The organism is Rhizobium sp. BK538, from assembly GCF_014197575.1.
Taxonomy (GTDB): Bacteria; Pseudomonadota; Alphaproteobacteria; order Rhizobiales; family Rhizobiaceae; genus Rhizobium.
The window spans coordinates 129169-154639 of record NZ_JACIFT010000009.1 but is presented as its reverse complement, the minus strand read 5'-3'; the positions used below and the strand labels follow the sequence as shown (position 1 = coordinate 154639).

The window sequence follows — 25471 nt, the reverse complement described above, 5'->3', positions numbered from 1 at the left end:
GCCGCGCTCGAAGAGGCGAAAACAAAATTGAAGGACGCCTGCAGTAGACGGGTTTCCCCCGATGTCGATCTAAGGCACGCGCGTCATTAAGAACGCCCGAACGCGAATATAGAAGCCGTCACCCATGATTTGCCGATAACATCCGGGTGAGATGTCGGAACCTCCAAGTTCCAGCAACGTGCCGCCGATGCTGCTGCATAAACGGGCTGCGCAAGCTGCTTGCGATGGCTCACGGCGCACCTGAGCCCCTCACCGGTATTGCGTCACGACAGCAGGGCACGCGCGGAACCTCCGGCACGCTTTGAAAATTGGCAAGGGCTCCTTGGCTCTTTCGTGCTTGGCAGACCAGTCGGTCCCTATAATGGCGACAGCCATTCCGGACGGTGGAGAGTGCAAGCAACTAGTGTCGCGGATTACCCTCGTGAACTTTCCGGTCTTGATCGGGCACCAGCTTCGTCCTCGTGCTCCTTGCCGGAGATTGATGAGCATGCGATTATGATGCTCTCATCATCACGCACCAGCGGAGCATTCGGCTTCAATAACGATGAACAACGCTTCAGGAGCGTTTGATGATCGGCATGGGCGTGCTCGTTTCCAAGACGAACAAAAATAGGAGGTTGCTATTCATGCCTTCTGAAACGCACCGTAGCTTCCAGATCCCACGTCGTGATGGACTTTGTCTTGCGAGCCTATCCAATGGAACTGGCCTCTCCATCTCGCTCCTGCCGAACGGGACGTTGTTTGCGATCGAATACAGCGATGCGATGGGCGCAATCATGATCAATCAGGTCTTGGGATCTCCGGTCTATGGCGGCATTGGGAGGCTTTATCTCAGGATCGGTGGTTCGCGAGCCGGTGTCTTTGAAATGGTCGGACCGCGAGCTAGGGTTACATTCAGCCAAGGTGCGACTGACTTCTTCTGGGAAGGGGAATCGGGGGATATTCGACATTCAGTTCAACTTGAGTTGCACCCGACCGAGACGACGTGGTTCTGGCGGGTGACGTTGGAAAACCTCTCGCGTGATCCTCTGGAGGCGGACCTCATCCTCATGCAGGATGTCGGCATCGGAGATTTCGGTTTCCTGATGGGAAGCGAAGCCTATGCCTCCCAATACATCGACCACACGATTGCCAATCACCCTACGTTTGGGCCGGTGGTGATGAACCGCCAGAACCTTAAACAACCCGGCGATCGCAATCCATGGCTCGCCCATGGTTGTGTCACGGGAGCTGCCGCCTACGCGACAGACGCGGTGCAGTTGGCGTTTCCGAGGCGTGATTGCCACAGCGCGATAGTTCCCGATTTCGGAGACAATCTCCCCAGTTTCCGTCGACAGCATGAACTGGCATGCCCGAGTATCCAATCCACACCGTTTTCCATTTCACCGGGCGCAATCTCAACATCGACATTTTTCGGTCTGTTCGTACCCGATCACCCCGAGCCTTCGAGCGAAGGAGATCTCTCAAGGCTCGACAGAATGGAGCATATGATGGCCGTTCCCGTGCGAAGGGACAGGTCGGCAGCGGGTATCTCGCGCAGTCTGCTTCAGGACGCAAGCGAAGCGACGCCTCTAGCGCTCGACGACGAGGCCGTGGCCGCGCTCTACCCTGTGCGGCACTTGGAGGAGCGCAAAGATGGAAAGCTTCTTTCCTTTTTCGTGCCGGACGGATTGCGCAACCGCCATATCGTCCTACGGGACAAGGAGCACGTGTCCGTTAGGCGCCACGGCGCGATCGTGCGGAGCGGCCAAAACATGCTGCTGGATGATAATACTCTTGCCGCAACCTGCTGGATGCAAGGTATCTTTGCCGCGCAACTGACGATCGGGAACACGTCGTTCCACAAACTCTTCTCGGTATCGCGCGACCCCTATAATTTGTCAGTCGCGAGTGGCTTGCGGATCCTCGTCGACCAAGGCCACGGCTGGCAGCTTCTTGGTGTTCCTTCGGTTTTCCAAATGGGACTTAGTGACTGCCGGTGGCTCTACAAACTTTCAGGGCGCACCGTCACCATCACTGCAGCCGCCTCCGGCATAGAACCGGCGATGCAGTGGGAAATGACGAGTGACGGTGCCCCCTGCCGTTTCCTCATCGTCGGACACCTCACGTTAGGCGAACGGGAATATGAAAGCGGCGCACACATCGATGTCAACGTCGCACGCAGGCGCGTAACCTTCCGCCCGGACGCCACTGGCCTCTGGGGACAGAAATATCCGGACGCTGCCTATCATCTGGTCACGTCAATGCCTGACGTCGTCGAAGCTATCGGAGGGGACGAACTCCTGTATACCGATCGCGTCGCGCGTGGCGGGCCGTTCGTGGTCCTCAAGGTCGGTGAGACACACAGATTCCGCTTCGCCGTCACCGGCTCGATGGTTGACGCGGGCCAAGGCGAAGAGCTCGCGGAGCGCTACGAAGCCGGTATCGACCTCGTGGATATGCTTGTTCCCGCCACGCAATTCTGGGATCATGTGACGCGCGATCTTTCGATTCAGGGAGAGGGCCCCGACCTTGTCGCACACGCAACATTCCTTCCCTGGCTCGCCCATGACGCAATCATCCATTTGAGCGTTCCACATGGGCTTGAGCAATTTACCGGTGCCGCTTGGGGAACGCGCGACGTCTGCCAAGGCCCGGTGGAGCTTCTGCTCTCCTTCGAACATGACAACGAGGTTCGAGAGATTCTGAGGATTCTATTTGGCGAGCAGTTTCGGGACCGAGGCGACTGGCCACAGTGGTTCATGCTCGAACCCTATTCGAACATTCGCGCCGGGGAAAGTCACGGCGACATCGTCATCTGGCCCTTGAAGGCACTTTGCGACTACGTCGAGGCAACGGGCGACATTGCGGTCCTTGACATTGATGTCCCATGGCGGATCGACGACACCTTGGAGCAAACGCAGGAAACGGCGACAATCTCCGGTCATGTCCAAAAGCTGCTCCAAACGGTTCAAGAACGTTTCATCCCCGGCACAAGTTTGATCCGCTACGGCGACGGGGACTGGAACGATTCCCTTCAGCCCGCCGATCCGCATCTCCGAGACTGGATGGTGAGCAGTTGGACCGTCGCACTGTTGTACGAACAAATGACCCGATATGCCGTCATTCTTGACCGCGCCGGACGCACAGCGGAATCGGCTGAACTTCGTATAACAATCGCTGCCACGCGCCGGGATTTCAATGCTTTGCTGATCCGTGATGACGTCGTCGCTGGCTACGGCATATTCGACCCTGGCCGAGACGTCGAGCTGCTGCTCCATCCAGATGATCGGCGTACCGGTCTCAAGTACTCGTTAATTGCAATGACGCAATCGATCCTCGGTGGGTTATTTACGCCCGAGCAGAGCGAACAGCATTTCGCAATCATTGAGGAGAACCTCCTGTTTCCGGATGGCGTGCGTCTTATGGAAAAGCCCGTGCTCTATTCGGGGGGCACCGAACGGCTATTTCGCCGCGCTGAATCATCTGCATTCTTCGGCCGCGAGATCGGCCTGATGTATATGCACTCGCATCTTCGTTATTGCGAAGCGCTGGCGTTGCATGGCGACGCCGAGGGCCTGTGGAATGGGCTTGCACTCGCCAATCCTATATCGCTTGCCGACCGGCTGGCGCAGGCCTCGCTGCGCCAGCGAAACACCTACTTCAGCAGCAGTGATCCCGGTTTCAGCGACCGCTACCAAGCTACTTCCGACTGGGAGGGATTGCGGTCCGGTCGGATACAAGTTGACGGAGGATGGCGGATATACTCCAGCGGTGCGGGCATCTTCACGAAAATCTTGGTCGAGAAGGCTCTGGGGGTCAGGCGAGAGTTTGGCCAGCGGATTCACAAGCCGTTGCTGCCGGGATCGGTAAGGCTCACCAGCGTACGCCAATAAGCGGTCAGAGAGCCCGAATTTAGCTTCAACTAATGAGTGACGGAGGTAGCTCCGTCGTTGTCCGTCGAACGTCGTGAACAACCAGGATGCGATCGTGCGGCAAAGCGGGGAAAAAAGACGGAACAAGAACCCGGCGGAATTCGCGACTGAGTTGCCACGGTGTACTGTAGCCGACTGCCATTCCGATTTCTCCCACCCCCTGCCGTCTAAGTTGGAGCATCTCGCGGGCAGCTATTTTTGGACTTAAACTTTATCGGGCATCTCCATACTGTCGCACAACCGTGATAGATTTCCGCCGGTCAACTGGGGAGGCGCGGATGGATACGAACTATCGGGTCACTGGCAAGAACGCGGCGGCACCATTTTCTCTCACCATCCATCGCGGCGACGGCATGCTGCTTCTGGGAATGGACTGGAAGGATGGCCGCCCCTCGACCAACTTCGTTGGTTTTGCGATCCAGTATCGAGAGCCTGGAACCGATTTCTTCAAGAACGTGCGCAATCGCATCGGCTTCCCTGGCCAGGACGTTCCCGGTGACGGTATTCGCACCACTGACGCGCCGATCCAAAAATTCCGCTGGGTGCATTTTCCCTTCAACGCAGATCTGCCAGGCGCCTTCGTCTATCGAGTGATGCCGATGTTCATGGGTGCCGACGGTGCGCTCACGTCTGGCGAGGCGCAGGAAGCGGAACTCGCGCTGATGCGCGAAACCATTCCCGGCAAGCTCAACGTCGCCTTCACCCGGGGTTTTGTCTCATCGCAGGCATTCGTACGCAACTTTTCAGCCGGCGGACCCTTGATCACGCTAGTGCCGCCTGATGGGGATGAGGGATTGGACTTCGTGCCTACTCATGCCGATGCCGACCGCGCACTCGCCTGGATGGGGTTCGAAGCGCGCGGCGAAACGCTTTCGCTACTCGAACGCGCACGCGATGCAGGCGCGCAGGTCCGCGTCATTGCTTATGACCTCAATCTGCCGGAAGTGGTCGAACGGCTGGAAGCGCTTGGGCCAAATCTCAAGGTCATTATCGATGACAGCGCCCGAACCAGGGGACACGGACGACCAGACTCCCCCGAGACCCATGCGGCCGAACGGCTGATCGCCTCGGCCGGCGCGGAAAACGTGAAGCGCCAGAACATGGCAAACCTGCAGCATCACAAGTCGATCGCTGTCCGCGGAGGCGGTGTCGATACCGTCGTCTACGGTTCGACGAACCACAGTTGGCGGGGCTTTTATGTTCAGTCGAACAATAGCCTCGTTGTTCAAAGTGCAAGCGCGGTCGACGACTATTTTGCCGCCTTCGAGAATTACTTCACGGCGGACGGTGCGGCGGATTTCATCGCCTCGGCCAGTTCCCGCGGCTGGCATGACCTGGGGCTGGACGGCATCGACGCGAAGGTCGCCTTTTCTCCGCACAGCGAAGCCAACGGCCTGCTAAATGAGATCGGCGCCGATATCGACGCCGCGGGGTCGAGCGTGTTCTTCTCGCTCGCCTTCCTCGGCCAGACCACCAGGGGGCCGATTGGCCCGGCCTTGGGGCGGGCGTTGCGAAAGCCGGATGTGCATGTCATGGGCATCGCAGACGGGCGGGTTGCAGCCGATAACCTGGGACTGACCGTGTTCAGTCCCGACAATCGCCGCCGTGTCGTGCGCGCGGCAGCACTGACGGGCAACGTTCCGCCGCCGTTCCTGACGGAACCATCCGGACTTGCCGGCGTCCATGGAAATCAGCGCGGAACGAGGATGCACCACAAATTCGTCGTTCTCGACTTCGACAAGCCGACCGCCCGGGTCTACCTCGGCTCCTATAATTTCTCGGAGCCAGCCGACCTCGAGAACGGCGAAAATCTGGTGCTCGTCCGCGATCGCACGGTGGCGACCAGCTACATGATCGAAGCACTCAGGATGTACGACCACTACCGATTCCGCGTCGCATCCGAAGATGGGGAAGAAACGGGGCATCCGCTCGAGCTGCAATTGCCACCGCACACGGGCGAAGCCGCCTGGTTCGAACGCGACTGGACCGATCCCGTGCGCGCTCGCGACCGCCAGCTCTTTGCACGTGCCGACTGATGCCGGTGCGACGGCCGTCGGGTCTAACACTCGACTATCGTCGGTTAAAAACGAGCAATTCTATCAAACGGAAGAGTTCGCGATCGCCACCTGATTTGCGCTAACCATTGGTCTGAGAATGTTCCTGCGCTTCTTCGGCGACAAGCAGCCGCCATTGTCTGACGAGATCGCGCCGCTTTCCTGGATAGCGCTCCGCCAGGAGCGTCGCATGCTGAATCCGATCGGCGCGGAACATCCGAAAATCCTGCCTCAACTCGCACCAACCAGCGATAATGCGGCGCGAGTCAAAGAAGGCAACGGCGATCGGCCAGATCACACGGTCGCTATCAGCCTCCCTGGCATCCCGATAAATGATCCGAAGCTTCATTTGCTGCTGCATAGCCTGACGAAGCACCTTAAGATCGATGGCAGGTGTTGGAAGTGCACCACGACCGACATGGAAATCATTGTCGTTCAGCTTGTGGCGTAGCTCTGACGGCAGCACCGCGTCGATTTTCGAGAGCGCGTCATGTGCCGCCAGTGAGAGCTCGTCGTCAGTTTGCCGGCTGACCCACTGAATTCCGAGTGTAATCGCCTTCAGTTCTGCTTCCGAAAACATCAACGGCGGCAGCATGAAACCCGGTCTCAGCACGTAGCCGAAACCTGGTTCACCCTCTATTTCCGCGCCCATCGACTGGAGGAGCGCGATGTCCCGGTAGATCGTCCGCAGCGATACGCCAGTTTCCTCCGCGAGGTAGCTACCCGAGACCGGTTGCCGGTGCCGGCGCAGGATCTGCAAGAGGTCGAACAGACGTTGGCTCTGGGACATGGCAATATCCTAGCACAGGCAAAGCCGGAACAAGGCAGCAACCCTGTTGCGGCATCTCGTGCCTAATCCATTCGGACCAGAACCTTTCCGCCGAGTTTATGACCTCTCTCCAGCTTGGTGAGCATGGTGATTGCGTCGGTCAGCGGAATGATCTCGGCGATCGGCAATCGTAGCTTCCCTTCGGCCGCCGCGCTCGCGAGACCGCCGAGAATGTCAGCCCGAGCGGTGCAGATGATCGGCTTGAACCTGCGATTGACGATGGCGCGAATGAACTTGCCCGGCGTTGGGTCGATGTCCAAAAAGACGCCGCCCTTGCGCAACAGCTGGAGACCTGTGGCCACTTTCATTGTGCCAGCCGTGTCATAGACCACATCGAAACGGTCACTGATCGTCGCCAGATCGGTGGTGCGATAGTCGAACGCTTTTTGCACCCCGATCGTGCGCGCCCTTTCCATAGCCTGCGCGCTGCAGCTTCCCGATACCGTCGCACCGAGCCGTCGCGCGAGCTGGATCGCCGCTTCACCCACGGCACCCGTGCAGCCGTTGATGAACACTGACTTCCCACCCTTCAGGCCTGCCTTGTCGAACAAGCCGTTCCATGCCGTAACGCCCGGTGTGGCGAGACAGGCCGCGTCCTCAAGAGAAACCGAATCCGGCCTTTTCGCGAGGAAGGTTTCTGGCGCGATCACTGCCTCGCCAAGTGCTCCGCCGTCCTTGATCTGTGCCATGCCGAAGACGGCATCCCCCGGCTTGAAGCGGGTTACGCCGGGTCCGACCGAAATCACAGTGCCTGAGAAATCGCTGCCCATGGCCCGGGGAAAGGTCTTGCCCGTGACCATTTTCAGATAGCCCTTGCGAACCTTCCAGTCGATCGGATTGATGGCGGCAAAACTGACTTTCGCCGCAACCTCACCCTTGCCGGGAGTCCGTAGCTGGAAATCCTCAAGCTTCATAAGCTCCGGACCGCCGTATTGATGATACTGAATCCGTTTCACAGCAGTCCGTTCCTCTTCAGCGTCGCTTCGACGACATCGGCGAGCGGGGTACTCGGACGCCCCAAGAGGCGAGACAGATCAATGCTTTCCGAATACCAATCGCCGCGCTGGGTGGCGAAGCTGGTATCGGCGACGATATCTGCGAGGAAGGCTGGCAAGCCCGCGCCTGCAAGCGCCTGACCGTATGCGTCGACTGGCATGTCATGATAGACGAGCGGCTTGCCTGTGAGGTCCGAGATCGTTTGCGCGATGTCCCCCATGGTGAAGGGCGTGCCACCGAGTTCATAGACGGCGTTGCCGGGAACATCGCTGGTGAGTACCACTGCAGCCGCTTCCGCGAGGTCGTCGCGGCTCGCGCCGGAGACAAGACCACCGTCGCCTGCCGCCCCTGTCAGCAGCCCCGTGGAGAGCGCATAACCAATGTTGCCGAGATCACCGGCATAGACCTCGATATAGGCACCGTTACGCAGGAAGACGTAAGGCAAACCGGATGCCATGATAACCGCCTCGGTCTGTTTGTGTTCCTCGCCCAACCGCAGAGTGCTGGTGTCGCCATTGATAAAGCCGGCATAGGCAATGCGCCCCACCTTTGCCTCGACGGCCGCGTTGACCGCGCGTTCCATGTGGGGGAAACGCTCGCCGACCACGGTCGAGGGAATAAGTAGGAGCTTGTCGGCGCCGGCGAACGCAGGCGCCAGGGTGTCCGGCCGGTCGAAATCAGCCTCACGGATCTGAACTCCCTTGGCAGCCAGGTCGGCTGCCTTTTGGGGATTGCGAACAGCTGCCACGATGCTGGCAGCGGGCCGTCAGGGTTTTGTCGGTCCGGATCGCGGACAGCGCCTCGATGATCTCGGTTTCATGACCTGGGCGCGAAAACATCCATCGGAGCGGATGGCGCAGTGCGGCATTCTCGATTCGAGGCGAAACTAAGCGCCCGCTCCTGGGCATCCCAGTCGAGTTCAAGAAAATTAGTTGGCAAGTTCCGCCTCGTTGATTGCCTTAACCATCCACGCAGGAACGCTCGGCTTCATCTTGGAAACCTGCTTCCACTCCCCGGCGGTCAGCTTGCTGCGTACTGCCTTTGCGAAGGACGCTGCGTGCTGCGGACCCAAATGTGCAATCGCCCTGATCGCTTCACCTGCCCTGGAGTTCGGCATTGCCGTCTGCCAGGAAGGGGCATGCTTCAGAAAGACCTTTCGCCGTCCGAGCATCAGAGTCCTTGCCTTTCCGGTTGTTAGGAAAAGCTCTCCCACAGGCACTTGTGTCGTCAGACCTAGGTTATTGGCCGCCCTCGCGCCGCTGGGAACAATCCGCTCGCCAGTGATCTTTCCGTACGAGCTGACGACTTTTTCCGCAGACGGTGGGTAAGTGCCGAACTCGCTTTCCTGGGTGGCTACATACATTCCTCGCGTCACGCGGATAACCTTCCCTGCTGCCGCAAGCCGACTAAAGGTTTTGTCGACAGCAGTCCGAGACCCGAGGGAAAGGAATTCCTTCGGGGTCACGATCTGGCCTGCAGGTGCCCGGCGAAGCCGTTGGCTGATGACGCTTTTCACTTCTTCCATGATTGTTCTCTTGTCCGAATCAATATGCATGTTTCGGACATATGGCAATGTCAAGTGACTGATTCAACATCATTATTATTTAAATATAAAATGCGCATTCTCAAGCACCGAGCCGAGCAATTCTATTTCGACGAAGAAATTCAAAGCTGAAGGTGCGCTTGCCTCCGTCCCGTTCGCCCATGCCGCGGGCCGGGACGCTCGAATGGACCTATTTCCAAGCGCATGAGGCCGGCTTCCGCCGCACGCCGGTGCTGCTGACCGGCGACAAGGCGGAAATCCTCATCGACGGCGGCTTCACGCTCTCGGATGGGCCGCGCCTTGGCCGACTCCCATCCGTCGGACGGGCAAGGTGCTGACGACTATTTATGTGAGTTGCAACGACCCGGACTATTACTTCGGCCTTCGTCCGGTCGTCGAGGCTTTCCCCAATGCAAAGGTCATCGCCAAGCCGGCGACCGTCGATGCGATCGGAGGCAATGTTGAAGGCAAGCTCGCGGTCTGGGGTCCGCAGTTGAAGGACAACGGCCCGCAGACGCTTGCCGGTGTCGTCATTCCCACGGACGCCAACACGCTCGATTTCGAAGGCAACAGCATCGAGATCGTCGACGTGCCGGATAGGCACGACCGCCGTTATCTCTGGGTGCCGTCGCTGGAGCCGGTGTTCGGTGGCGTGCTCGTCTCCTCCGGCATCCATGTCTGGGTCGCCGACGAGGCGACGCCCGAAAAGGGGTCGGCTCCGGGAGGGGGCGAAATGACACCCTAAGGGAAAGCAGGAACGGCTTCAGCCAAGAATGTGGTAAACCGCGAATAAGGGCGGCGCGGGAGCGCGGCCAACATCCTTAGTGATCGAAATTGACTCGCGTTCACGGGCATAAGGGTGGTTCGCCCGTTCGCCCCGACACGGTTCTTCGTTGCAGAGATCGTTGATCTCCCCCGCAGCGCGGCCTTTCGGACGTCTTGAAATTCGCGATTTCGGCACCGATATTTTCTTCACTTCTTTTTCATCCGGTGTGAATGCGAAAGGAGGACATCATGCTCAACCCGGAATTGGTTTGGATGACGCCTGTCACCGTCCGCATGAAGGACGGGGTGCCCCAGGTCTTCGCATCTGTCAACGACGCGCTCGATTTCCTCGAAGGGGATTGGAATATCTATCGAGGCAGAAAATACAATCGGGCGGTTCAAACGTGCCGCCGTGCTCTGAACCGAATGACGCCAGTCGCCATCGCGCGTGACGCGTTCATTGACGCCTGTCACGATGCGGGCATGTCGACGGCTGCGGATGGACCGCTCGGGACGAAGAGCAGCGCTGGCGGTCCACGCTCGCTTGCCTAGAAAGGAAAGGCTGGGGCACTCTTAGTGCCCCAGCCTTTCGAGCATTCGCCCCGCGACGTGCCCGAGCAATTCGTCGTCGCGCTTAACAGGTTCCGTTAGGGCGGCCAGGCGCCATGTGTGGGCATTTGGGTCCCGCCAGAGTTCGCCTTCGGCTGCCTTTACGCATGCCAATCGCCGGGGCCGGTTGCCGACCTGCTCCGGGAACTTCCGCTCAGCGTCGAGACTTGGTTCGTACCGCTCTACCAGCCGGGCGCGTCCGCACCCGGCTGGCTTGCGGCGAGCGGTATTATTTGGTGCTGTCGATGGTGATCCGCTTGACGTTGGCTCGCGCCTTTTCGGTCTTCGGCAGCGTCACTGTGAGCAGGCCGTTCTTGAACGTTGCGGCAACGTTATTCTCATCGACCTGACGACCAAGAGCCAGCCGCCGTTCGAAGCGCCCGTAGTAGCGCTCGCTGAAGCGGCGATCCTTGTCCTCGGTCTCCCTTTTGTTTTCGCCGCGAAGCGTCAGCACACCGTCTTCCAGCAGCACCTCGACGGCGTCTGGATCGATGCCCGGAACCTCCGCTGTGATGCGGATCTCGTTGTCATTCTCCTCGATCTCCACGTGCGGCCACGCGCCATTGAAGGGCGTATCACCGAACAACGATGGCGAGCCGAAACCGCGGAAGACTTCGTCGAACAGACGGTTGACATTGCGGTGCAGCGACAGGAATGGATCCATGTCATCACCGCGATACACGCTCGGAACCTGGCTGCTGCCACGGCTCCAAGGGATCAGATCACGTACACTCATAGCTTCATCCTTTCTTCGGTTTCTTTTTCTCCTTTTTGTCAACTGCTTCCTCGGCTGTTCGGCAACAACCGAGGATCGAGCAGTGCGCGTCACATTAGGCTGCCTTGTCGCCTTCGATCTGCTTCGAAGCGGGCTTCGTCGGCTCGGCCTGGATGGCGATCCGACGCGGCTTCATCTCCTCAGGGACTTCCTTCTTGAGTTTGATGACAAGTAGCCCGTTTTCGAGCTTGGCGCCCTCGACGATGACATGATCGGCGAGTTCAAATCTGCGCGCAAACGGCCTCACAGCGAGGCCCTGGTGCAGATACTGTACCTCCTCATCCTCCGACTTCGCGCCGTTGACCACAAGCATGTTCGCCTCGTGGGTGATCGTCAGTTCGTGCTCGGCAAAACCTGCCACCGCGATAACGATGCGGTACGCGTCTTCGCCAAGTTTGACGATGTTGTAAGGCGGCCAGTTGTCAGCGTTGAGGCTGGCGTTTTCGAGCAGGTCGAACATGCGGTCGAAGCCGATGCTTGACCTGTAGAAGGGGGTAAAGTCGAGGTTTGTTCTCATAGCTACATCCTCCGTAGAGCAACATAGATACGAGGGAACGCCAAGAAGCTCGGCGCTCCCTGACCGTGCCGACCCCATTTGGGCATCGACAATAATAAGTTGGGAATGCCATTGTCTTGCGTCAAGAGGGGTGCCAAGCCTGGCGGGCCCGGGTCGGCGTAAAATATCCTATGAATTTACGGCATTAGCACTCTCTAGATGCGAGTGCTAAAAAATTTTCGTCCCCTCTTGAAACTCGAAAAATCAGAAACCAGATCGATTGGCGCGCGATGCCGAAAGGATCGCACGTCCCGCGTCGAATTCTTTAAGATGCGGCGCGGAGGAACCTCTAAAACCCTGTTAGTCCATGAGGAGAACGACATGGCGTTCCGTCCATTGCACGACCGAATCCTGGTCCGCCGCATTGAAGCCGAGGAAAAGACGGCCGGCGGCATCATCATCCCAGACACGGCAAAGGAAAAGCCGCAGGAAGGTGAGGTCATCGCCGTTGGTCCGGGCGCACGCGACGACAGCGGCAAGCTGGTCGAACTCGACGTCAAAGTGGGCGACCGCATCCTGTTCGGCAAATGGTCCGGCACAGAGATCAAGCTCAATGGTGAGGACCTCCTGATCATGAAGGAATCCGACGTCATGGGCGTGATCGAGAGCGAAGCCTCGGCGAAGAAGGTCGCCTGAGCGAACCGGATCGATTGAAGGAGTAGAAAAATGGCTGCCAAGGAAGTGAGATTCCACACCGAAGCCCGCGAGAAGATGCTGCGTGGCGTCGACATTCTCGCCAATGCCGTCAAGGTCACGTTGGGCCCCAAGGGACGCAACGTCGTTATCGACAAGTCGTACGGCGCGCCCCGCATCACCAAGGACGGTGTAACCGTCGCCAAGGAGATTGAGCTCGAGGACAAGTTCGAGAACATGGGCGCCCAGATGGTGCGCGAAGTGGCGTCGAAAACCAGTGACATCGCCGGCGACGGTACCACCACGGCAACGGTTCTTGCCCAGGCGATCGTCAAAGAGGGAGCGAAAGCCGTCACCTCCGGCATGAACCCGATGGACCTCAAGCGTGGCATCGACAAGGCAGTCGAAGCCGTGGTCGAGGAACTGCGCGGGAACGCCCGTAAAGTGACCAGGAACGACGAGATCGCCCAGGTCGGTACGATCTCGGCCAACGGCGACGCGGAGATTGGCCGTTTCCTTGCAGAGGCGATGGAAAAGGTCGGCAATGAAGGGGTGATTACCGTCGAGGAAGCCAAGACCGCCGTAACGGAGCTCGAGGTCGTTGAAGGCATGCAGTTCGACCGCGGTTATCTCTCGCCGTATTTCATCACCAATCCGGACAAGATGCGCGTCGAGCTCGAGGAACCATACATCCTGATCCACGAGAAGAAGCTCTCGAACCTGCAGGCGCTGCTTCCGGTGCTCGAGGCGGTCGTTCAATCCAGCAAGCCGTTGCTGATCATCGCCGAAGACGTTGAGGGCGAGGCGCTGGCGACCCTCGTCGTCAACAAGCTGCGCGGCGGCCTGAAGATCGCCGCTGTCAAGGCGCCGGGCTTCGGCGATCGCCGCAAGGCCATGCTCGAAGACATCGCCATCCTGACCGGCGGAACGGCAATCTCCGAGGATCTCGGCATCAAACTTGAGAACGTCACCCTCGAGATGCTTGGCCGTGCGAAGAAGGTCGTCGTCGAGAAGGAAAACACGACGATCGTCGACGGCGCAGGCTCGAAGAGCGAGATTCAGGGCCGCGTCGCCCAGATCAAGGCGCAGATCGAGGAAACGACCTCCGACTATGATCGCGAGAAGCTGCAGGAGCGGCTGGCCAAGCTCGCCGGCGGCGTTGCGGTGATCCGCGTCGGCGGCTCGACCGAGGTCGAGGTGAAGGAACGCAAGGACCGCGTCGACGATGCGATGCACGCCACACGGGCGGCCGTCGAGGAGGGCGTGCTGCCCGGCGGTGGCGTCGCCTTGCTGCGAGCCGTCAAGGCACTGGATAGCGTTGAGACCGAGAATCCCGACCAGAGACACGGCATCGAGATCGTCCGCCGTGCCATCGAAGCGCCGGTTCGCCAGATAGCCGAGAATGCGGGTGCCGAAGGCTCGATCATCGTCGGCAAGCTGCGCGAGAAGACCGAATTTGGCTATGGCTGGAACGCCCAGACCAACGAATTGGGTGACCTTTACGATCAGGGCGTGATTGACCCGGTCAAGGTCGTTCGCACCGCGCTGCAGGACGCTGCCTCGATCGCCGGCCTGCTGATTACCACCGAGGCAATGGTCGCCGAGAAGCCGAAGAAGGATGTACCGCTCCCGCCGATGCCGGGAGGAGGCATGGACTTCTGACTGAAGCGACAAGTCCGCCCCGACGGGGCGCGGACGATGGATCCAATGAACCAAGCATGCGTTGCGCCGGGATGGGTGCGACGTTTGGATGTCCGGAGCTGGTGCAGGTTACAAGCCGCGAAGATCGCGGCTTGGATGAGGCTGGATCGGAGGGCCTGCCCGCACCGAAGGAGGATCTTAAGTATTCGGGGCCAGAAATGACCACGCGTTCGTCGAATTTGGCTGGCGTATTCGCCGCACTCGTCCTCATCCTGGTTCCTGCGCCGCTACCGGCGGCGCAGCCGCAGTCCGCCTTTTCGGCGAGCACTCAGCGATTGCTTGCTGATGTCCTGGAGGAGCTCACGCCGGCGGTTGTCAACATTGCAGTGAGGTCGCGTGCTCCGGCCGAAAGCAATCCTCTCTACAACGATCCCTTTTTCCGTCGCTATTTCAACGTGCCTGAGCAGCCGCAGCAGCGCCTGAGCGCCGGTTCCGGCGTCATTGTTGACGCCGACAAAGGCTATATTCTCACCAATCATCACGTGGTCGCGGACGCCGGCGAAATCGCGGTCACCCTGAAGGACCGCCGCCGCTTCACAGCCGAGCTGGTGGGCAGCGACAAGGCAACCGATATAGCGTTGCTGAAGATCGCCGCGGACAAGCTGACGGCGCTGCCCTTTGGCGATTCCGATGCCCTCCGTGTCGGGGACTCCGTTGTCGCGATCGGCAATCCGTTCGGGCTTGGACAGACGGTAACCTCCGGCATCGTCAGCGCCCTTGGTCGTGGCGGCATCAATGTCGAGGGCTATGAGGACTTCATCCAGACGGATGCCTCGATCAATCCCGGCAACTCGGGAGGCGCCCTGGTGACTGCCGATGGCCGGCTGGTCGGCGTCAACACCGCGATCATCGCGCCCACCGGCGGCAATGTCGGCATCGGCTTTGCGGTTCCGATCGTGATGGCGTCGGCCGTGATGGAGCAACTGATAGAGCATGGCGAAGTGCGGCGCGGCCGGATCGGCATCTCCGTCCAGGACCTGACGCCCGACCTCGCCGAAGCGCTGAGGATTGAGGAAAGTTACGGCGCCGTCGTCGGCAGCGTCGAGCAGAATTCGCCGGCGGAACAGGCGGGCCTTCAGGCTGGCGATGTCATCCTCGCCGTCAACAATCGCAAAATCACGGGCGCGGCAGATCTCCGCAATCGGGTCGGCCTGGCTCAGGTCGGATCTCAGGTCGAAATGGAATATCTGCGCGATCGGGTTCGCAAGACGGTGACAATGCGCATCGAGCCGGACGAGTCAATTGCCAAGGCCGGCGCCACATCCGCCCGCCTCGAGGGCGCTGAGTTCCAGGATGCGGCCGGCAACGTGGTTGTTTCCAACATTGAAGACGGAAGCGCAGCGGCCCGATCGGGTTTGCGCGCGGGCGACGTGATCGTTGTCGTCAATCATCAGCCTGTCGCGAGCGTGGCGGAACTCGCGGCGGCCTTAGAGAATGTGAGCGGCACGATAGCGCTCGATCTGTTTCGCGCCGGGTCGAAACTCTTCCTGGTGATCCGGTAGGGTGCAACTTCGAAGACACGTGAATGGAGGAAAACGATGGAACGCGGTTGCTTTCGACATCCAGTCACAATCCTTGTGGGTCTCGGATTTCCCGCTGAGATCCAAGGTGCGAAAGAGGCCTATGCCTGGCTGAATGAGTGGCCGCCATCGAAGCGCGACCCAACGCACGCCATCGCGCTCAATGCCTGCAGAGCAGCACTTGCGGGCGAGATTGATGTCGAGACCGCTCGCGGAACGCTTGTCGCCTTCGCTCGACGGGCCAATCTCCTCGCACCTGACGCCGAGGCGATCGCCGCCGCTAGCAGAGTCGTGCGCCTGACGACGCTTCGCCCGCCGGAGCCGGCACCTCAATGTGATCCGTAGGACCGAGCCGGCGATGAGCGATATTCGATTTCCCGTTCCGGTGAGATTGCGGCTGACCTCCGCCGAGGTGCGAGTTGTCGCCAATTCCTGGGAAGCGCTGGAGTGCCTTCGCGACCAGTGGCCCGAAGGAGCGAGAGGGCGCACCTATCGCGCAGCTTGGCGGGTCTGCCGCGACGCGCTGGACGGCTGGAGACAACCGCACGAAGCAAGGCGCGCATTCGTGAAGGCGGCACGCCGCGCCGGGCTGGTAGAGCACATGGCGTGGATTCCCCGCCAGACAACATGAGAACGAAGCCGGATTGCCGTCGCGCAGCGCGTTATTTTCGCCCAACCAAGGGAGGTAGCATTATGTCCCCAGCAGAGACTTCCATTCCCTTCCGCTCTCACCCGATGACCTCGATGTGCTCCAGCGCATACTGGATGGAGAATTGGAAACTAGACACATCTCAAGCGACAGCGACGAAGCGGACATACTTGCACGAGCTCTCATAGAGCTCTTTCAGACCGGCGTGAGAGGTGAAGATGCTCTGCGCGAAATGGTGAAGGCGGCCTAAGGCAAGATCGCGCTCCTGCCGTTCTAGGAAGCGGTGCTTCCGGGTAACCGGTCATTAAGGAGTTGAGAAATTGCGGTCGTCAGTTGTGCCATGGCAAAGGGCTTCTCGATCATGATGCTGTTCGGGACACCTTTTGATGCCCAATCATGGGCACTGTCTCCACTGACGTAGACAACGGGCATCTCGGAGTCGCACTCCCTGGCGTTACGTGCGACATCCCAACCATCCGGCGGCTCGCGGAACTGAATATCAGTGATAAGGCCCTGGATGGATGAACCTTCGGCATTCAGGAGCGCTATTGCCTCCCCGCCACTCGAAACAGCGAGAACACCGAATCCTGCCTCAATGAGCGCCTGTTTGAAGTCAAGCAGTAACAGCGTCTCATCCTCGGCTAGCAGTATGACGCTGGTTTCCATTGTAAGGCCCGGGGCATGTCCGACACGGACGAACGCCGGTGGAGGCAAAAGGTTCCTTTTAGGTACAGATGCTTGCGACAAGGCGCCTCGGGTGTGAAGAGACGATGCACTGGCAGGGCTTTCCAAGGGAGGGGGAAAACGGCCGTAGGAATAATCTTCGCAGCGTCGATCGCCATCATCGCCTACCTTATCGTAGGCGGAGTGATGGTCGGTAACAAGCAGTCCGCGTCGAAAGTCTACCTGCCAGCAGCAACCCAGCACCAACCCGGATAACGAACAGCCTTCCGAACTCGTTCCAAGACCTCCACAATCTTACAAGGCGGCCGCCATAGCCCATTTACAGCGCGCATAAATGGTGTGGGTCACGACACTAGGAAGAGAACAAAAAACTGGGCAGCGGTCATCCTCGGGTTATTCCGCGGGACGCCGCGGCGGTTCCATTGCTCGAAATCGCTGCACAACGTCAGCGACGGTATTCTTGCTAATGCCAAGGTCCCGAGCGATCCAGCGGTAGCTCCGGCCTTCGGCAATTAGAGCTAACACTCTCGGGGCGAGCCGATCTGATTTAGGACGCTGACCCAGTTGGCGGCCTAGGTGCTTTCCCCGCGCTCTTGCGGCGGCGAGACCGGATTTGACGCGTTCGCTGATGAGGTCGCGTTCGAATTCGGCGATACCCGAGAGGAAAGTTGCCAGCATTCGACCATGCGGCGAGGCTAGATCGAAGGTCATACCGTTCATGGAAATGACAGAGACCTTCCAGCTTTCCAATTCGCGCAGCGTGTTGAGAAGGTCGATCGTTGAGCGCCACCAGCGCGACAATTCGGTCACCAGGATCGCGTCGATCTGCCTGGCTTGGGCTAGAGCCATGACTTTCTTGCGCTCAGCACGATCAAGCTTCGCGCCGGGGCCTGTCTCCTTGAAAATTCCAACGACATCGTAGCCGGCGCGGCTGGCAAAAGCCGTCAGGTCACGTTCCTGCCGTTCACAGGACTGGTCGGCGGTCGAAACGCGGCAGTAGACGGCGGCGCGCTGTCCCAATTGAACCCTCGTCGATTTTGGTGCCGGAAGGCCTTGATTTGCATGGGGCGATTGTTGTCCAAAACAGACTATACTTCAATAGGGACAATTCCGGCATGCCAAGGCGACATATTCTCACCGAGCGACAGCGCTCGGCACTCTTCGATATGCCAACCGATGAACTGTCGCTGCTCAGGCATTACACATTGGCCGATGACGATCTTGAGCATATCCGGGAGCGGCGCAGACCAGAGAACCGGCTCGGGTTCGCTCCAACTATGTGCCCTTCGTTATCCAGGCCGCTCGCTCGCGCCGGGCGAGATGATCCCGCATGAAGTCCTATCCTTTATCGGAGCTCAGCTCGGCATTCCGGCTGACGCGCTTCTTACCTATGCTACCCGGCGTCAGACCCGCCAGCAGCATATGGACGCGTTGCGTAAGATTTACGGCTACAAGGCGTTCGCGGGCCGTGGTGCGCGAGATCTGCGAGACTGGCTTTTCGATCAGGCCGCGGATGCCCGGTCGAACGAGGATCTTGCCCGGCGTTTTGTCGCGCAATGCAGAAACACGCTGACGATCTTGCCGGCGGTGTCAACAATCGAGCGCCTGTGTGCCGACGCTCTCGTTGCCGCCGAACGACAGATCGAGACCCGGATAGCCGAGAAGCTTGATGCTGACGTGCGCGAGCGATTGGATGGGCTGCTGACTGAGATGTCGGCCGGAAACGTCAGCCGCTTCATCTGGCTTCGCCAGTTCGACGTTGGCAGCAATTCCTCGGCTGCAAACCGACTGCTCGATCGGCTGGACTTCCTGCACGGCCTGGAAATCGATCCACAAGTGCTCGCCGGTGTTCCTGCGCACCGTATAGCGCGTCTGCGTCGGCAGGGTGAGCGCTACTTCACCGATGGTCTGCGTGACATCGGCTCTGATCGTCGTTGGGCGATCCTCGCCGTCTGCGCCGTGGAATGGGAAGCGGCGATCGCCGACGCCATAATCGAGACCCACGACCGCATCGTAGGGAAAACCTGGCGCGAAGCGAAACGGCTGCATGACGAGCGGATTGCCGGCTCAAAAGAAGCCGTCACTAATACTCTTCGCGCATTCACGGCATTGAGAGCCTCTTTGCTCGAAGCCCGCAACGATAGCATCCCGCTGGAAACGATCCTCGCCCAAACAGCCGAATGGCACCAACTTGAACAATTGGTCGCGGCAGGGACGCAGCTCACAAACACACTGGCGGACGAGCCGCTGGCTCACGTCGGCCAAGGGTATCATCGCTTCCGCCGATATGCGCCGCGGATGTTGCGATGCCTGAAGCTGAAGGCTGCACCGGTAGCCGAGTCACTGATCGCAGCCGCAAATGCCATCGGCAAAGCGCATGCGCTATCATCAGCAAGTATTTCTTTCCTACGGCCCAATTCGAAATGGCATCGCCATCTCCGAGCGCAAGACCAAGGCGATAATCGTTTGTGGGAGGTCGCGGTTCTGTTTCATCTCCGGGACGCTTTCCGATCCGGCGACATATGGCTGGATCATTCTCGTCGCTACGGTGATCTGAAGCAGGTCCTTGTACCGATGACATCGGCGCAAGCAAATGCCAAGCTGGCTGTTCCGCTCGATCCTCAAGCTTGGCTGGCCGATCGCAAAGCCCGCCTCGCGGACGGCTTGAAGCGGCTGGCGCGTGCGGCTCGCGATGGGACCATCCCCCATGGCAGCATCGAAGATGGAACGTTGCGGATCGACCGGTTGACTGCCGACGTTCCCGAAAATGCAGAGGAACTGGTTCTCGATCTCTATCGTCGAATGCCGCCCGCGCGCATCACCGATATCTTGCTGGAAGTCGACGCCGCGGTCGGCTTCATCGATGCCTTTGCCCATCTCAGGACCGGAGCGCCATGCGGCGACCGGATCGGCCTGTTGAACGTTCTGCTTGCCGAAGGGCTGAACCTCGGCCTTCGAAAAATGGCGGAGGCCTCGAATACGCATGATTACTGGCAGCTCTCGCGCCTGGCCCGCTGGCACGTCGAAAGCGAGGCCATGGACCAAGCGCTGGCAATGGTCGTGGCGGCGCAGGGCAAGCTTCCGATGTCCCGGTTCTGGGGCATGGGAACGACGGCGTCGAGCGATGGCCAGTTCTTTCCTTCGGCACGACAGGGCGAGGCGATGAACATGATCAATGCCAAATACGGCAATGAACCTGGGCTTAAAGCTTACACCCACGTCAATGACCAGTTCGCACCTTTTGCCTCACAGACTATTCCCGCAACCGTCAGTGAAGCGCCGTACATCCTCGATGGCCTGCTGATGAATGAAGCCGGCCGGCAAGTCGGCGAGCAATATGCCGATACGGCCGGGTTTACCGATCATCTGTTCGGGATCAGCGCCATGCTCGGCTATCGGCTCGTGCTGCGCATTCGCGACTTGCCCTCAAAACGGCTTTACGTGTTCAATCCCGCGGCGACGCCCAAGGACTTGCGCAAGCTGGTCGGCGGCAAAATCCGCGAAGAACTGATCGTTGCAAACTGGCCGGATCTCTTCCGTTGTGCGGCCACGATGGCCTCCGGTAAAATCAAACCGAGCCAGTTGCTCCGAAAACTCGCATCCTATCCCCGGCAGAACGATCTGGCGGCCGCCCTCCGCGAGGTCGGCCGCGTCGAGCGCACTCTCTTCATAATAGAGTGGATTCTCGACACCGATATGCAACGGCGCGCCCAGATTGGCCTCAATAAAGGTGAGGCTCACCATGCGCTGAAGAATGCCCTGCGCATCGGTCGCCAAGGCGAAATACGTGATCGCACCACCGAGGGGCAACATTACAGGATCGCCGGGCTGAACCTGCTCACGGCGATCATCATCTACTGGAATACGGTGCATCTTGGACATGCTGTCGCGGAACGCCGAAACGACGGCCTTGATGTGCCGCCCGAGCTTCTAGCCCACATCTCTCCCCTCGGCTGGGCGCACATCCTGCTGACCGGCGAATATTTGTGGCCCACAGACGCGAACGCTTAGGGTGTCATTCCGCCCCCAACCGGAATCGACCCCGAAAAGCGCGCGGCCTGGATCAAGGCGCTCGACGCCATGGCCGCGCGCAAACCGAAGGTCGTGCTTCCCGCCCACCAAGCCGAAGACGCTCCTCAGGGGCTAGCGACCGTCGAGTTCACTCGCGACTATCTCCGCGCATTCGATGAGGAAGCGGCCAAGGCCAAGGACAGCGCAGCGCTGATCGCCGCCATGACCGGGCGCTATCCGGATCTGAAAGATGCCGGTTCGTTGGAACTCGGCGCCAAGGTGGCAAAAGGCGAGATGAAGTGGGGCTGAGTAGCCTCCACCGACTTAAACAAGGAAGGAATGGTCAGTGGCAAACATCGCCCTCATCGGCGCCTCCGGCAATGCTGGCTCGCGCATTCTCAAAGAACTCTCCGACCGTGGGCATCCCCAACACGTGAAGCAGCGTTTTACCGTGGGTTATTGAGGCCTCGATAAGAAGGACAGAGCCTAGACCCACCGCTGCTCTGCCACGGCACGCGACGTCCGCTCAGCGAATAGCTTCTCAGGCCTTGAACCGGTCGAATGCCGTGAGCCGCTTGATCGGTGGGTCGGCTTCATCCCACCGATAGATTTCCGAGCGCAGATAGCGGAGTTCGTCGTCGAGGGCGTCTTCCGCAAGCTCGATCCACCATGACTTCGGGCGGCCGTCACTGCCATCCGACCAGCGATAGCCACGCGCCTTGAGGTGATCCTTCATGTCGAACGGACTGTTTTCCGCGAAGATGCGAATGCGGGATCGCTGGCTCGTCTCATAAAGTTCGGCAAACGGTGTCCGTCCCGGCTCTCCCCCATCCTGCGCGAGGACTTCGAGCAGGGCAAAGCAGTCGTCGACGGCCCGATGGCCTTGGTGGAAATAGCCCATTTGTCCCATCAGGTAGCCGAGCTTGGTACCCTCAAAGCCACGCGCCGACCAATCGACTTCGGCGACCGAGCAGGCCCAGGCTTTTCCGGTGAAAATGGGCGAGAATGCCTCGCAGAACGGCCGGTCGAAGCCGGCGTTGTGCGCAATGACGAGATCGGCCGGCTCGACCACGGCGCGTAATTGTTGGAGATCGATCATCTGGCCGGCCACCATTCCGTCAGCGATGCCGGTGAGACGGGTGATTTCCGGTGGGATCGGAACGCTCGGCTGCTGCAATCCACCATAGACGCCAATAACATCGCCAATGTTTCCAGCCGCGTCGAATGTGAATGCGACCGCGCCGATCTCGATGATCTCGTCGTTGCGATGATTGAGGCCGGTAGTCTCGGTATCGAGGATCACACCTCTCAGCGGAAATCCCGGTCGCGCGGATGCCGGAACTGGGCGAGGCTCAAGCTTTTTCAGGATGCGGTACCGGCCCGTCTCCTGGAGGTGCCGCACCATGTCGTCTTCGCTCAACGCTGCCGGAGAATGGCGTTTCATCGCCGGGGAACCGGTCGCCTTCACCGGTGTTGCCTCCGGCGAAACAAACAGATCGAACTGCTGCGTCATTCGCTATCTCGGGTTCATTCGTTAGACGACTCTCAGGACTGCAGTGTCCGCCAGATCCGCTATAAGGCATCCGCTCGAACAAATCAGGAGAAATGATGGAAACCGTGGAAATCACCAACCGCAGCGACTTTGCCTTGTGGACGAACCAACGCGCGCAAGAGATCGTGACGGTTGAAGGCGCCGCCCTCGCGATGGCCGCGCGCGACATGAATGAGGAAGCACTTGCGGAGACTGCGGCCGCGCTCGGCAAGGCCATCAGCGACGCTTCTCCAATCGGCGTATTGAGGTCAAGCGTTTTTCGAGCTTTTCCCTGGGCGGGACGAGATGACATCGTCGTCCGCTATTGGCAGCCCAATGCGGACTCCCCTACAGGGTCGTGAAGAGCGACTCGAATCTGTGCACTCCAACTGCCGGCGACGACCGACCGACGGCACGCCTGCCGTAGCCGATCAAAACAGCAATCAATCATTTTGGCTTCCGCTGCAAATGAGTTCGATGCCTTCGCGCTGGCACGGCCGGGCAATCCGAGGCACGCTGTCATTGCGTAGACGATGGCGGACCTCCAGTCCTGCCGTACCATACCAGATGTTGCGGGCGTGGCAGCACATAAAGGCGTATAGTCCCAACCACAACCCTGAATTTGACCCAGCCGTTGGGGCAATTCGCCTGTTAGCGCAATCGTCACACGGCCGAAGAGAAGCAATTCTGGAGGTTACCAGTGGCTATCATCAAGCGGCAGGAGGGTTAGAGCGGGGCGGCGGTGGCACGATAGTGGATCGATCCCGGCCGGCATGGGGTGGAGGCCCGCAAGGGAGGGACAGGGAACGTGAGCGAAGAAACCGCAGTCGATTTGGACGTCAATTCAGCGATAGCGGCCATCGAGAAGGTTACCGACGGTTTTGCGACGGGGCTGCACGCACGGTTCTCTGCTGTGCTCGACCTGCCCGGTGAGTTTGCAAACTTGCGGAACTCCATGGCGACAACATCGACTTCGCCGCTCTTCCTTTGCTTTGCCGTCGTCCTGGTGGTGACGTTGACGGCAGGCACTTTCCTGGTGCTGGCCCGGCAAATGACCATATGGAATCCCGCGAGTGCCGGTTGGCGAAGATTTGGCTTGCGTGCGGCGGCCATGGGCGTTGCCCTCGCGGCGGGTGTTGTCGCGGCATGGCTGCTTACCCCGCCTGGCCCGCCTCTGCGGACCCTTCGACTATGGGTGGTAGTGACGGTCGTTGTTTTTGTCGTTTTCTATCTGACGAGAGTTATATTGACGGCATCGCGACGGCCGGAATTCCGCCACCGGTCCCTTCATATGCTGGCGCTGTCCCATGACCTGTCGATCATCATTGGCTGGGCGACAATCGGGGTCGCCCTTGTCGCCACATTGCAGATTTGGGGTGCGGGGCCGGGCCTCCGGGATCTGACCCGGACAGTTTTGATGGCAATCCCGTCCTACCTTCTGCTTGCAGGTGTGGTGTGGCGACACAAGCGCACGATGGCCGCTGCGGTTGCTGGTCCGCGCCCGAGAAGCAACTGGCGCAGTCGTCTTTCCCGATTCTGGCCTGCGATCGTCATCGGATTTCTCGTCATCACGTTTATTAGCAGCCAGACCGCTCTCACGCTTGGCGCCCCGCTGCCCGGATCGGCTGTGATTGTGACCGTCCTCATGCTGCTCCTAACGCCGCATCTCGATGCGATGATCCGGAACTGGGCGCGGCGTAAGTTGCAGGCCCCCGACGTTTCGATCCCTACCGCGGCCGGGCGGCAGACAGTCCGCTTCGCCATCCTGATTGCCGCAGTTTCCATGTTGGGAGTATTGTGGGCGACGCCGTTGGCGCTTGCACTCGGCTTCGAATTGCGAAGCGTCACGCGCGACGCGTTCGGGATCGCTTTGATTGCGCTTCTGGCGGCGTTTCTTTGGAATGTGATCGGGACCGTAACAGCGCGCGCCACGATCGTAGCGAGTCCAACACCCGGTGGTGGAGAGCTGGGCGTACCACGATCAAGGCTAGGCACGATCGTCCCGCTGATCAGCGCCGTCGGAAAATCGAGCATCCTTGCAGTGGCGCTGCTTTCGATCCTGGTGTCGCAAGGCGTCAATGTCTGGCCACTGATCACTGGCCTGAGTGTCTTTGGGCTCGCGATCGGTTTCGGCTCGCAGACGCTTGTTAAGGATGTCGTATCCGGCCTTTTCTTCCTGATCGACGATGCCTTCCGATTCGGCGAATATATCGAAACGTCGGGTGCCAAGGGGACCGTGGAGAAGATTTCGATACGGTCCGTATCGCTGCGCAACTCACGTGGCTCAATAGCGACGGTGCCCTACGGCCAGATCGGCAAGATTCAGAATTTCAGCCGTGATTGGGCGATCGAAAAGTTTAGTTTTCGCGTTGCATTCGAGACCGACGTCGAATTGGTCCGCAGGCTCTTCAAAAAGATCGGACAGGACATTGCCGCCGACCCGGAGCTTGCCCCAGACCTCATCGAAACCTTCAAGAGCAAAGGCATCGGCGACGTTGAGGACGGGACGCTGATCATCAAGGCATCGTTCACAGCAAAACCGGGCAAACAGTCGATGATCCGCCGCGCAGCCTTGATGGCGGTGCAAAACGCATTCAGGGAGAACGGTATCAAAGCCGTGCCGAAACCAATGACGGCCGATGCCGGTCCGGGGGAATCCGGTTAGCCAATCTAGTCTTAGACCAAATATCGCATTTCAGTC

22 protein-coding genes and 2 pseudogenes are annotated in these 25471 nt (G+C 59.5%); 15 read left to right on the top strand and 9 right to left on the bottom strand.

What is annotated here, in order from left to right; translation table 11 throughout:
• The first annotated feature begins 626 nt into the window (after positions 1-626).
• On the top strand, positions 627-3875 hold the full coding sequence (locus tag FHX09_RS13325) for a cellobiose phosphorylase (RefSeq protein WP_184450152.1): 3249 nt from the start codon (positions 627-629) through the stop codon (positions 3873-3875).
• Positions 3876-4192: 317 nt separating this feature from the next.
• Positions 4193-5950, top strand: a complete 1758-nt coding sequence (locus FHX09_RS13320; RefSeq protein WP_184450150.1) for a phospholipase D-like domain-containing protein — start codon at positions 4193-4195, stop codon at positions 5948-5950.
• A 100-nt stretch (positions 5951-6050) separates the two neighbouring features.
• Here the strand turns inward: FHX09_RS13320 and FHX09_RS13315 are convergent, their stop codons facing one another.
• The 4 genes from FHX09_RS13315 to FHX09_RS13300 all read right to left on the bottom strand — a co-directional run bounded on the left by FHX09_RS13315 (position 6051) and on the right by FHX09_RS13300 (position 9318).
• Complete coding sequence (locus FHX09_RS13315; RefSeq protein ID WP_132594599.1) at positions 6051-6758, bottom strand: YafY family protein; 708 nt, start codon at positions 6756-6758, stop codon at positions 6051-6053.
• A gap of 62 nt (positions 6759-6820) precedes the next feature.
• Entirely contained in the window at positions 6821-7753 is a 933-nt protein-coding gene (locus FHX09_RS13310; RefSeq protein ID WP_184450148.1) for an NAD(P)-dependent alcohol dehydrogenase, read from the bottom strand.
• Positions 7750-8541: an NAD(P)H-binding protein gene (locus FHX09_RS13305; protein WP_348649167.1), complete on the bottom strand. Its 792-nt coding sequence runs from the start codon at positions 8539-8541 to the stop codon at positions 7750-7752. The genes FHX09_RS13310 and FHX09_RS13305 overlap by 4 nt, the downstream gene beginning before the upstream one ends.
• 180 nt (positions 8542-8721) lie before the next feature.
• Positions 8722-9318: a DUF6088 family protein gene (locus tag FHX09_RS13300; protein ID WP_132594595.1), complete on the bottom strand. Its 597-nt coding sequence runs from the start codon at positions 9316-9318 to the stop codon at positions 8722-8724.
• Between the two features lie 158 nt (positions 9319-9476).
• Here FHX09_RS13300 and FHX09_RS29855 point away from each other — a divergent pair, with 158 nt between their 5' ends.
• From FHX09_RS29855 to FHX09_RS13290, 3 genes are all read left to right on the top strand, one after another.
• Positions 9477-9674 (top strand): hypothetical protein, encoded by a 198-nt coding sequence (locus FHX09_RS29855; protein ID WP_245505575.1) that lies wholly within the window; start codon positions 9477-9479, stop codon positions 9672-9674.
• Positions 9668-10081, top strand: a complete 414-nt coding sequence (locus FHX09_RS13295; RefSeq protein WP_246699435.1) for a hypothetical protein — start codon at positions 9668-9670, stop codon at positions 10079-10081. Before FHX09_RS29855 ends, FHX09_RS13295 begins: the two co-directional genes overlap by 7 nt.
• A gap of 269 nt (positions 10082-10350) precedes the next feature.
• Positions 10351-10653 (top strand): DUF982 domain-containing protein, encoded by a 303-nt coding sequence (locus FHX09_RS13290; protein ID WP_165933204.1) that lies wholly within the window; start codon positions 10351-10353, stop codon positions 10651-10653.
• Between the two features lie 286 nt (positions 10654-10939).
• Here the strand turns inward: FHX09_RS13290 and FHX09_RS13285 are convergent, their stop codons facing one another.
• Together FHX09_RS13285 and FHX09_RS13280 are read right to left on the bottom strand one after the other, a co-directional pair.
• Positions 10940-11446: an Hsp20/alpha crystallin family protein gene (locus FHX09_RS13285; RefSeq protein WP_132594591.1), complete on the bottom strand. Its 507-nt coding sequence runs from the start codon at positions 11444-11446 to the stop codon at positions 10940-10942.
• Positions 11447-11540: 94 nt separating this feature from the next.
• Positions 11541-12002 (bottom strand): Hsp20 family protein, encoded by a 462-nt coding sequence (locus tag FHX09_RS13280; protein WP_132594589.1) that lies wholly within the window; start codon positions 12000-12002, stop codon positions 11541-11543.
• Positions 12003-12362: 360 nt separating this feature from the next.
• Here FHX09_RS13280 and groES point away from each other — a divergent pair, with 360 nt between their 5' ends.
• The 5 genes from groES to FHX09_RS13255 all read left to right on the top strand — a co-directional run bounded on the left by groES (position 12363) and on the right by FHX09_RS13255 (position 16526).
• Positions 12363-12677, top strand: a complete 315-nt coding sequence (gene groES, locus FHX09_RS13275; RefSeq protein ID WP_132594587.1) for a co-chaperone GroES — start codon at positions 12363-12365, stop codon at positions 12675-12677.
• A 30-nt stretch (positions 12678-12707) separates the two neighbouring features.
• Positions 12708-14336: a chaperonin GroEL gene (gene groL / locus FHX09_RS13270; RefSeq protein WP_132594585.1), complete on the top strand. Its 1629-nt coding sequence runs from the start codon at positions 12708-12710 to the stop codon at positions 14334-14336.
• A 197-nt stretch (positions 14337-14533) separates the two neighbouring features.
• Positions 14534-15877, top strand: a complete 1344-nt coding sequence (locus FHX09_RS13265) for a DegQ family serine endoprotease (protein WP_184450146.1) — start codon at positions 14534-14536, stop codon at positions 15875-15877.
• Positions 15878-15913: 36 nt separating this feature from the next.
• A complete protein-coding gene (locus FHX09_RS13260) occupies positions 15914-16240 on the top strand; it encodes a DUF982 domain-containing protein (RefSeq protein WP_132594583.1) in 327 nt (108 codons plus the stop codon).
• A gap of 13 nt (positions 16241-16253) precedes the next feature.
• On the top strand, positions 16254-16526 hold the full coding sequence (locus tag FHX09_RS13255) for a DUF982 domain-containing protein (RefSeq protein WP_132594581.1): 273 nt from the start codon (positions 16254-16256) through the stop codon (positions 16524-16526).
• 291 nt (positions 16527-16817) lie between these two features.
• Here the strand turns inward: FHX09_RS13255 and FHX09_RS13250 are convergent, their stop codons facing one another.
• Positions 16818-17210, bottom strand: coding sequence for a response regulator (locus FHX09_RS13250; protein ID WP_132594577.1), 393 nt, complete (start codon positions 17208-17210; stop codon positions 16818-16820).
• 411 nt (positions 17211-17621) lie between these two features.
• Positions 17622-18248, bottom strand: a complete 627-nt coding sequence (locus tag FHX09_RS13245; protein ID WP_184450144.1) for a recombinase family protein — start codon at positions 18246-18248, stop codon at positions 17622-17624.
• Between the two features lie 95 nt (positions 18249-18343).
• Between FHX09_RS13245 and FHX09_RS13240 the strand changes: the two are divergent.
• From FHX09_RS13240 to FHX09_RS30480, 3 genes and pseudogenes are all read left to right on the top strand, one after another.
• Positions 18344-21239: pseudogene (locus FHX09_RS13240) on the top strand (Tn3 family transposase).
• Between the two features lie 69 nt (positions 21240-21308).
• Entirely contained in the window at positions 21309-21548 is a 240-nt protein-coding gene (locus FHX09_RS13235; RefSeq protein ID WP_245505497.1) for a hypothetical protein, read from the top strand.
• Between the two features lie 37 nt (positions 21549-21585).
• A pseudogene (locus FHX09_RS30480) lies at positions 21586-21663 on the top strand (NAD(P)-dependent oxidoreductase); the annotation flags it as partial.
• 117 nt (positions 21664-21780) lie between these two features.
• Here FHX09_RS30480 and FHX09_RS13225 read toward each other — a convergent pair.
• The gene (locus tag FHX09_RS13225; protein WP_165933127.1) at positions 21781-22752 is read right to left on the bottom strand and encodes a 3'-5' exonuclease; all 972 of its coding nucleotides are present in this window, start codon (positions 22750-22752) and stop codon (positions 21781-21783) included.
• Positions 22753-22847: 95 nt separating this feature from the next.
• Here FHX09_RS13225 and FHX09_RS13220 point away from each other — a divergent pair, with 95 nt between their 5' ends.
• Together FHX09_RS13220 and FHX09_RS13215 are read left to right on the top strand one after the other, a co-directional pair.
• Positions 22848-23132 (top strand): hypothetical protein, encoded by a 285-nt coding sequence (locus FHX09_RS13220; protein ID WP_183719637.1) that lies wholly within the window; start codon positions 22848-22850, stop codon positions 23130-23132.
• A 446-nt stretch (positions 23133-23578) separates the two neighbouring features.
• Complete coding sequence (locus FHX09_RS13215) at positions 23579-25435, top strand: mechanosensitive ion channel family protein (RefSeq protein ID WP_132591413.1); 1857 nt, start codon at positions 23579-23581, stop codon at positions 25433-25435.
• Positions 25436-25471 lie beyond the last annotated feature (36 nt).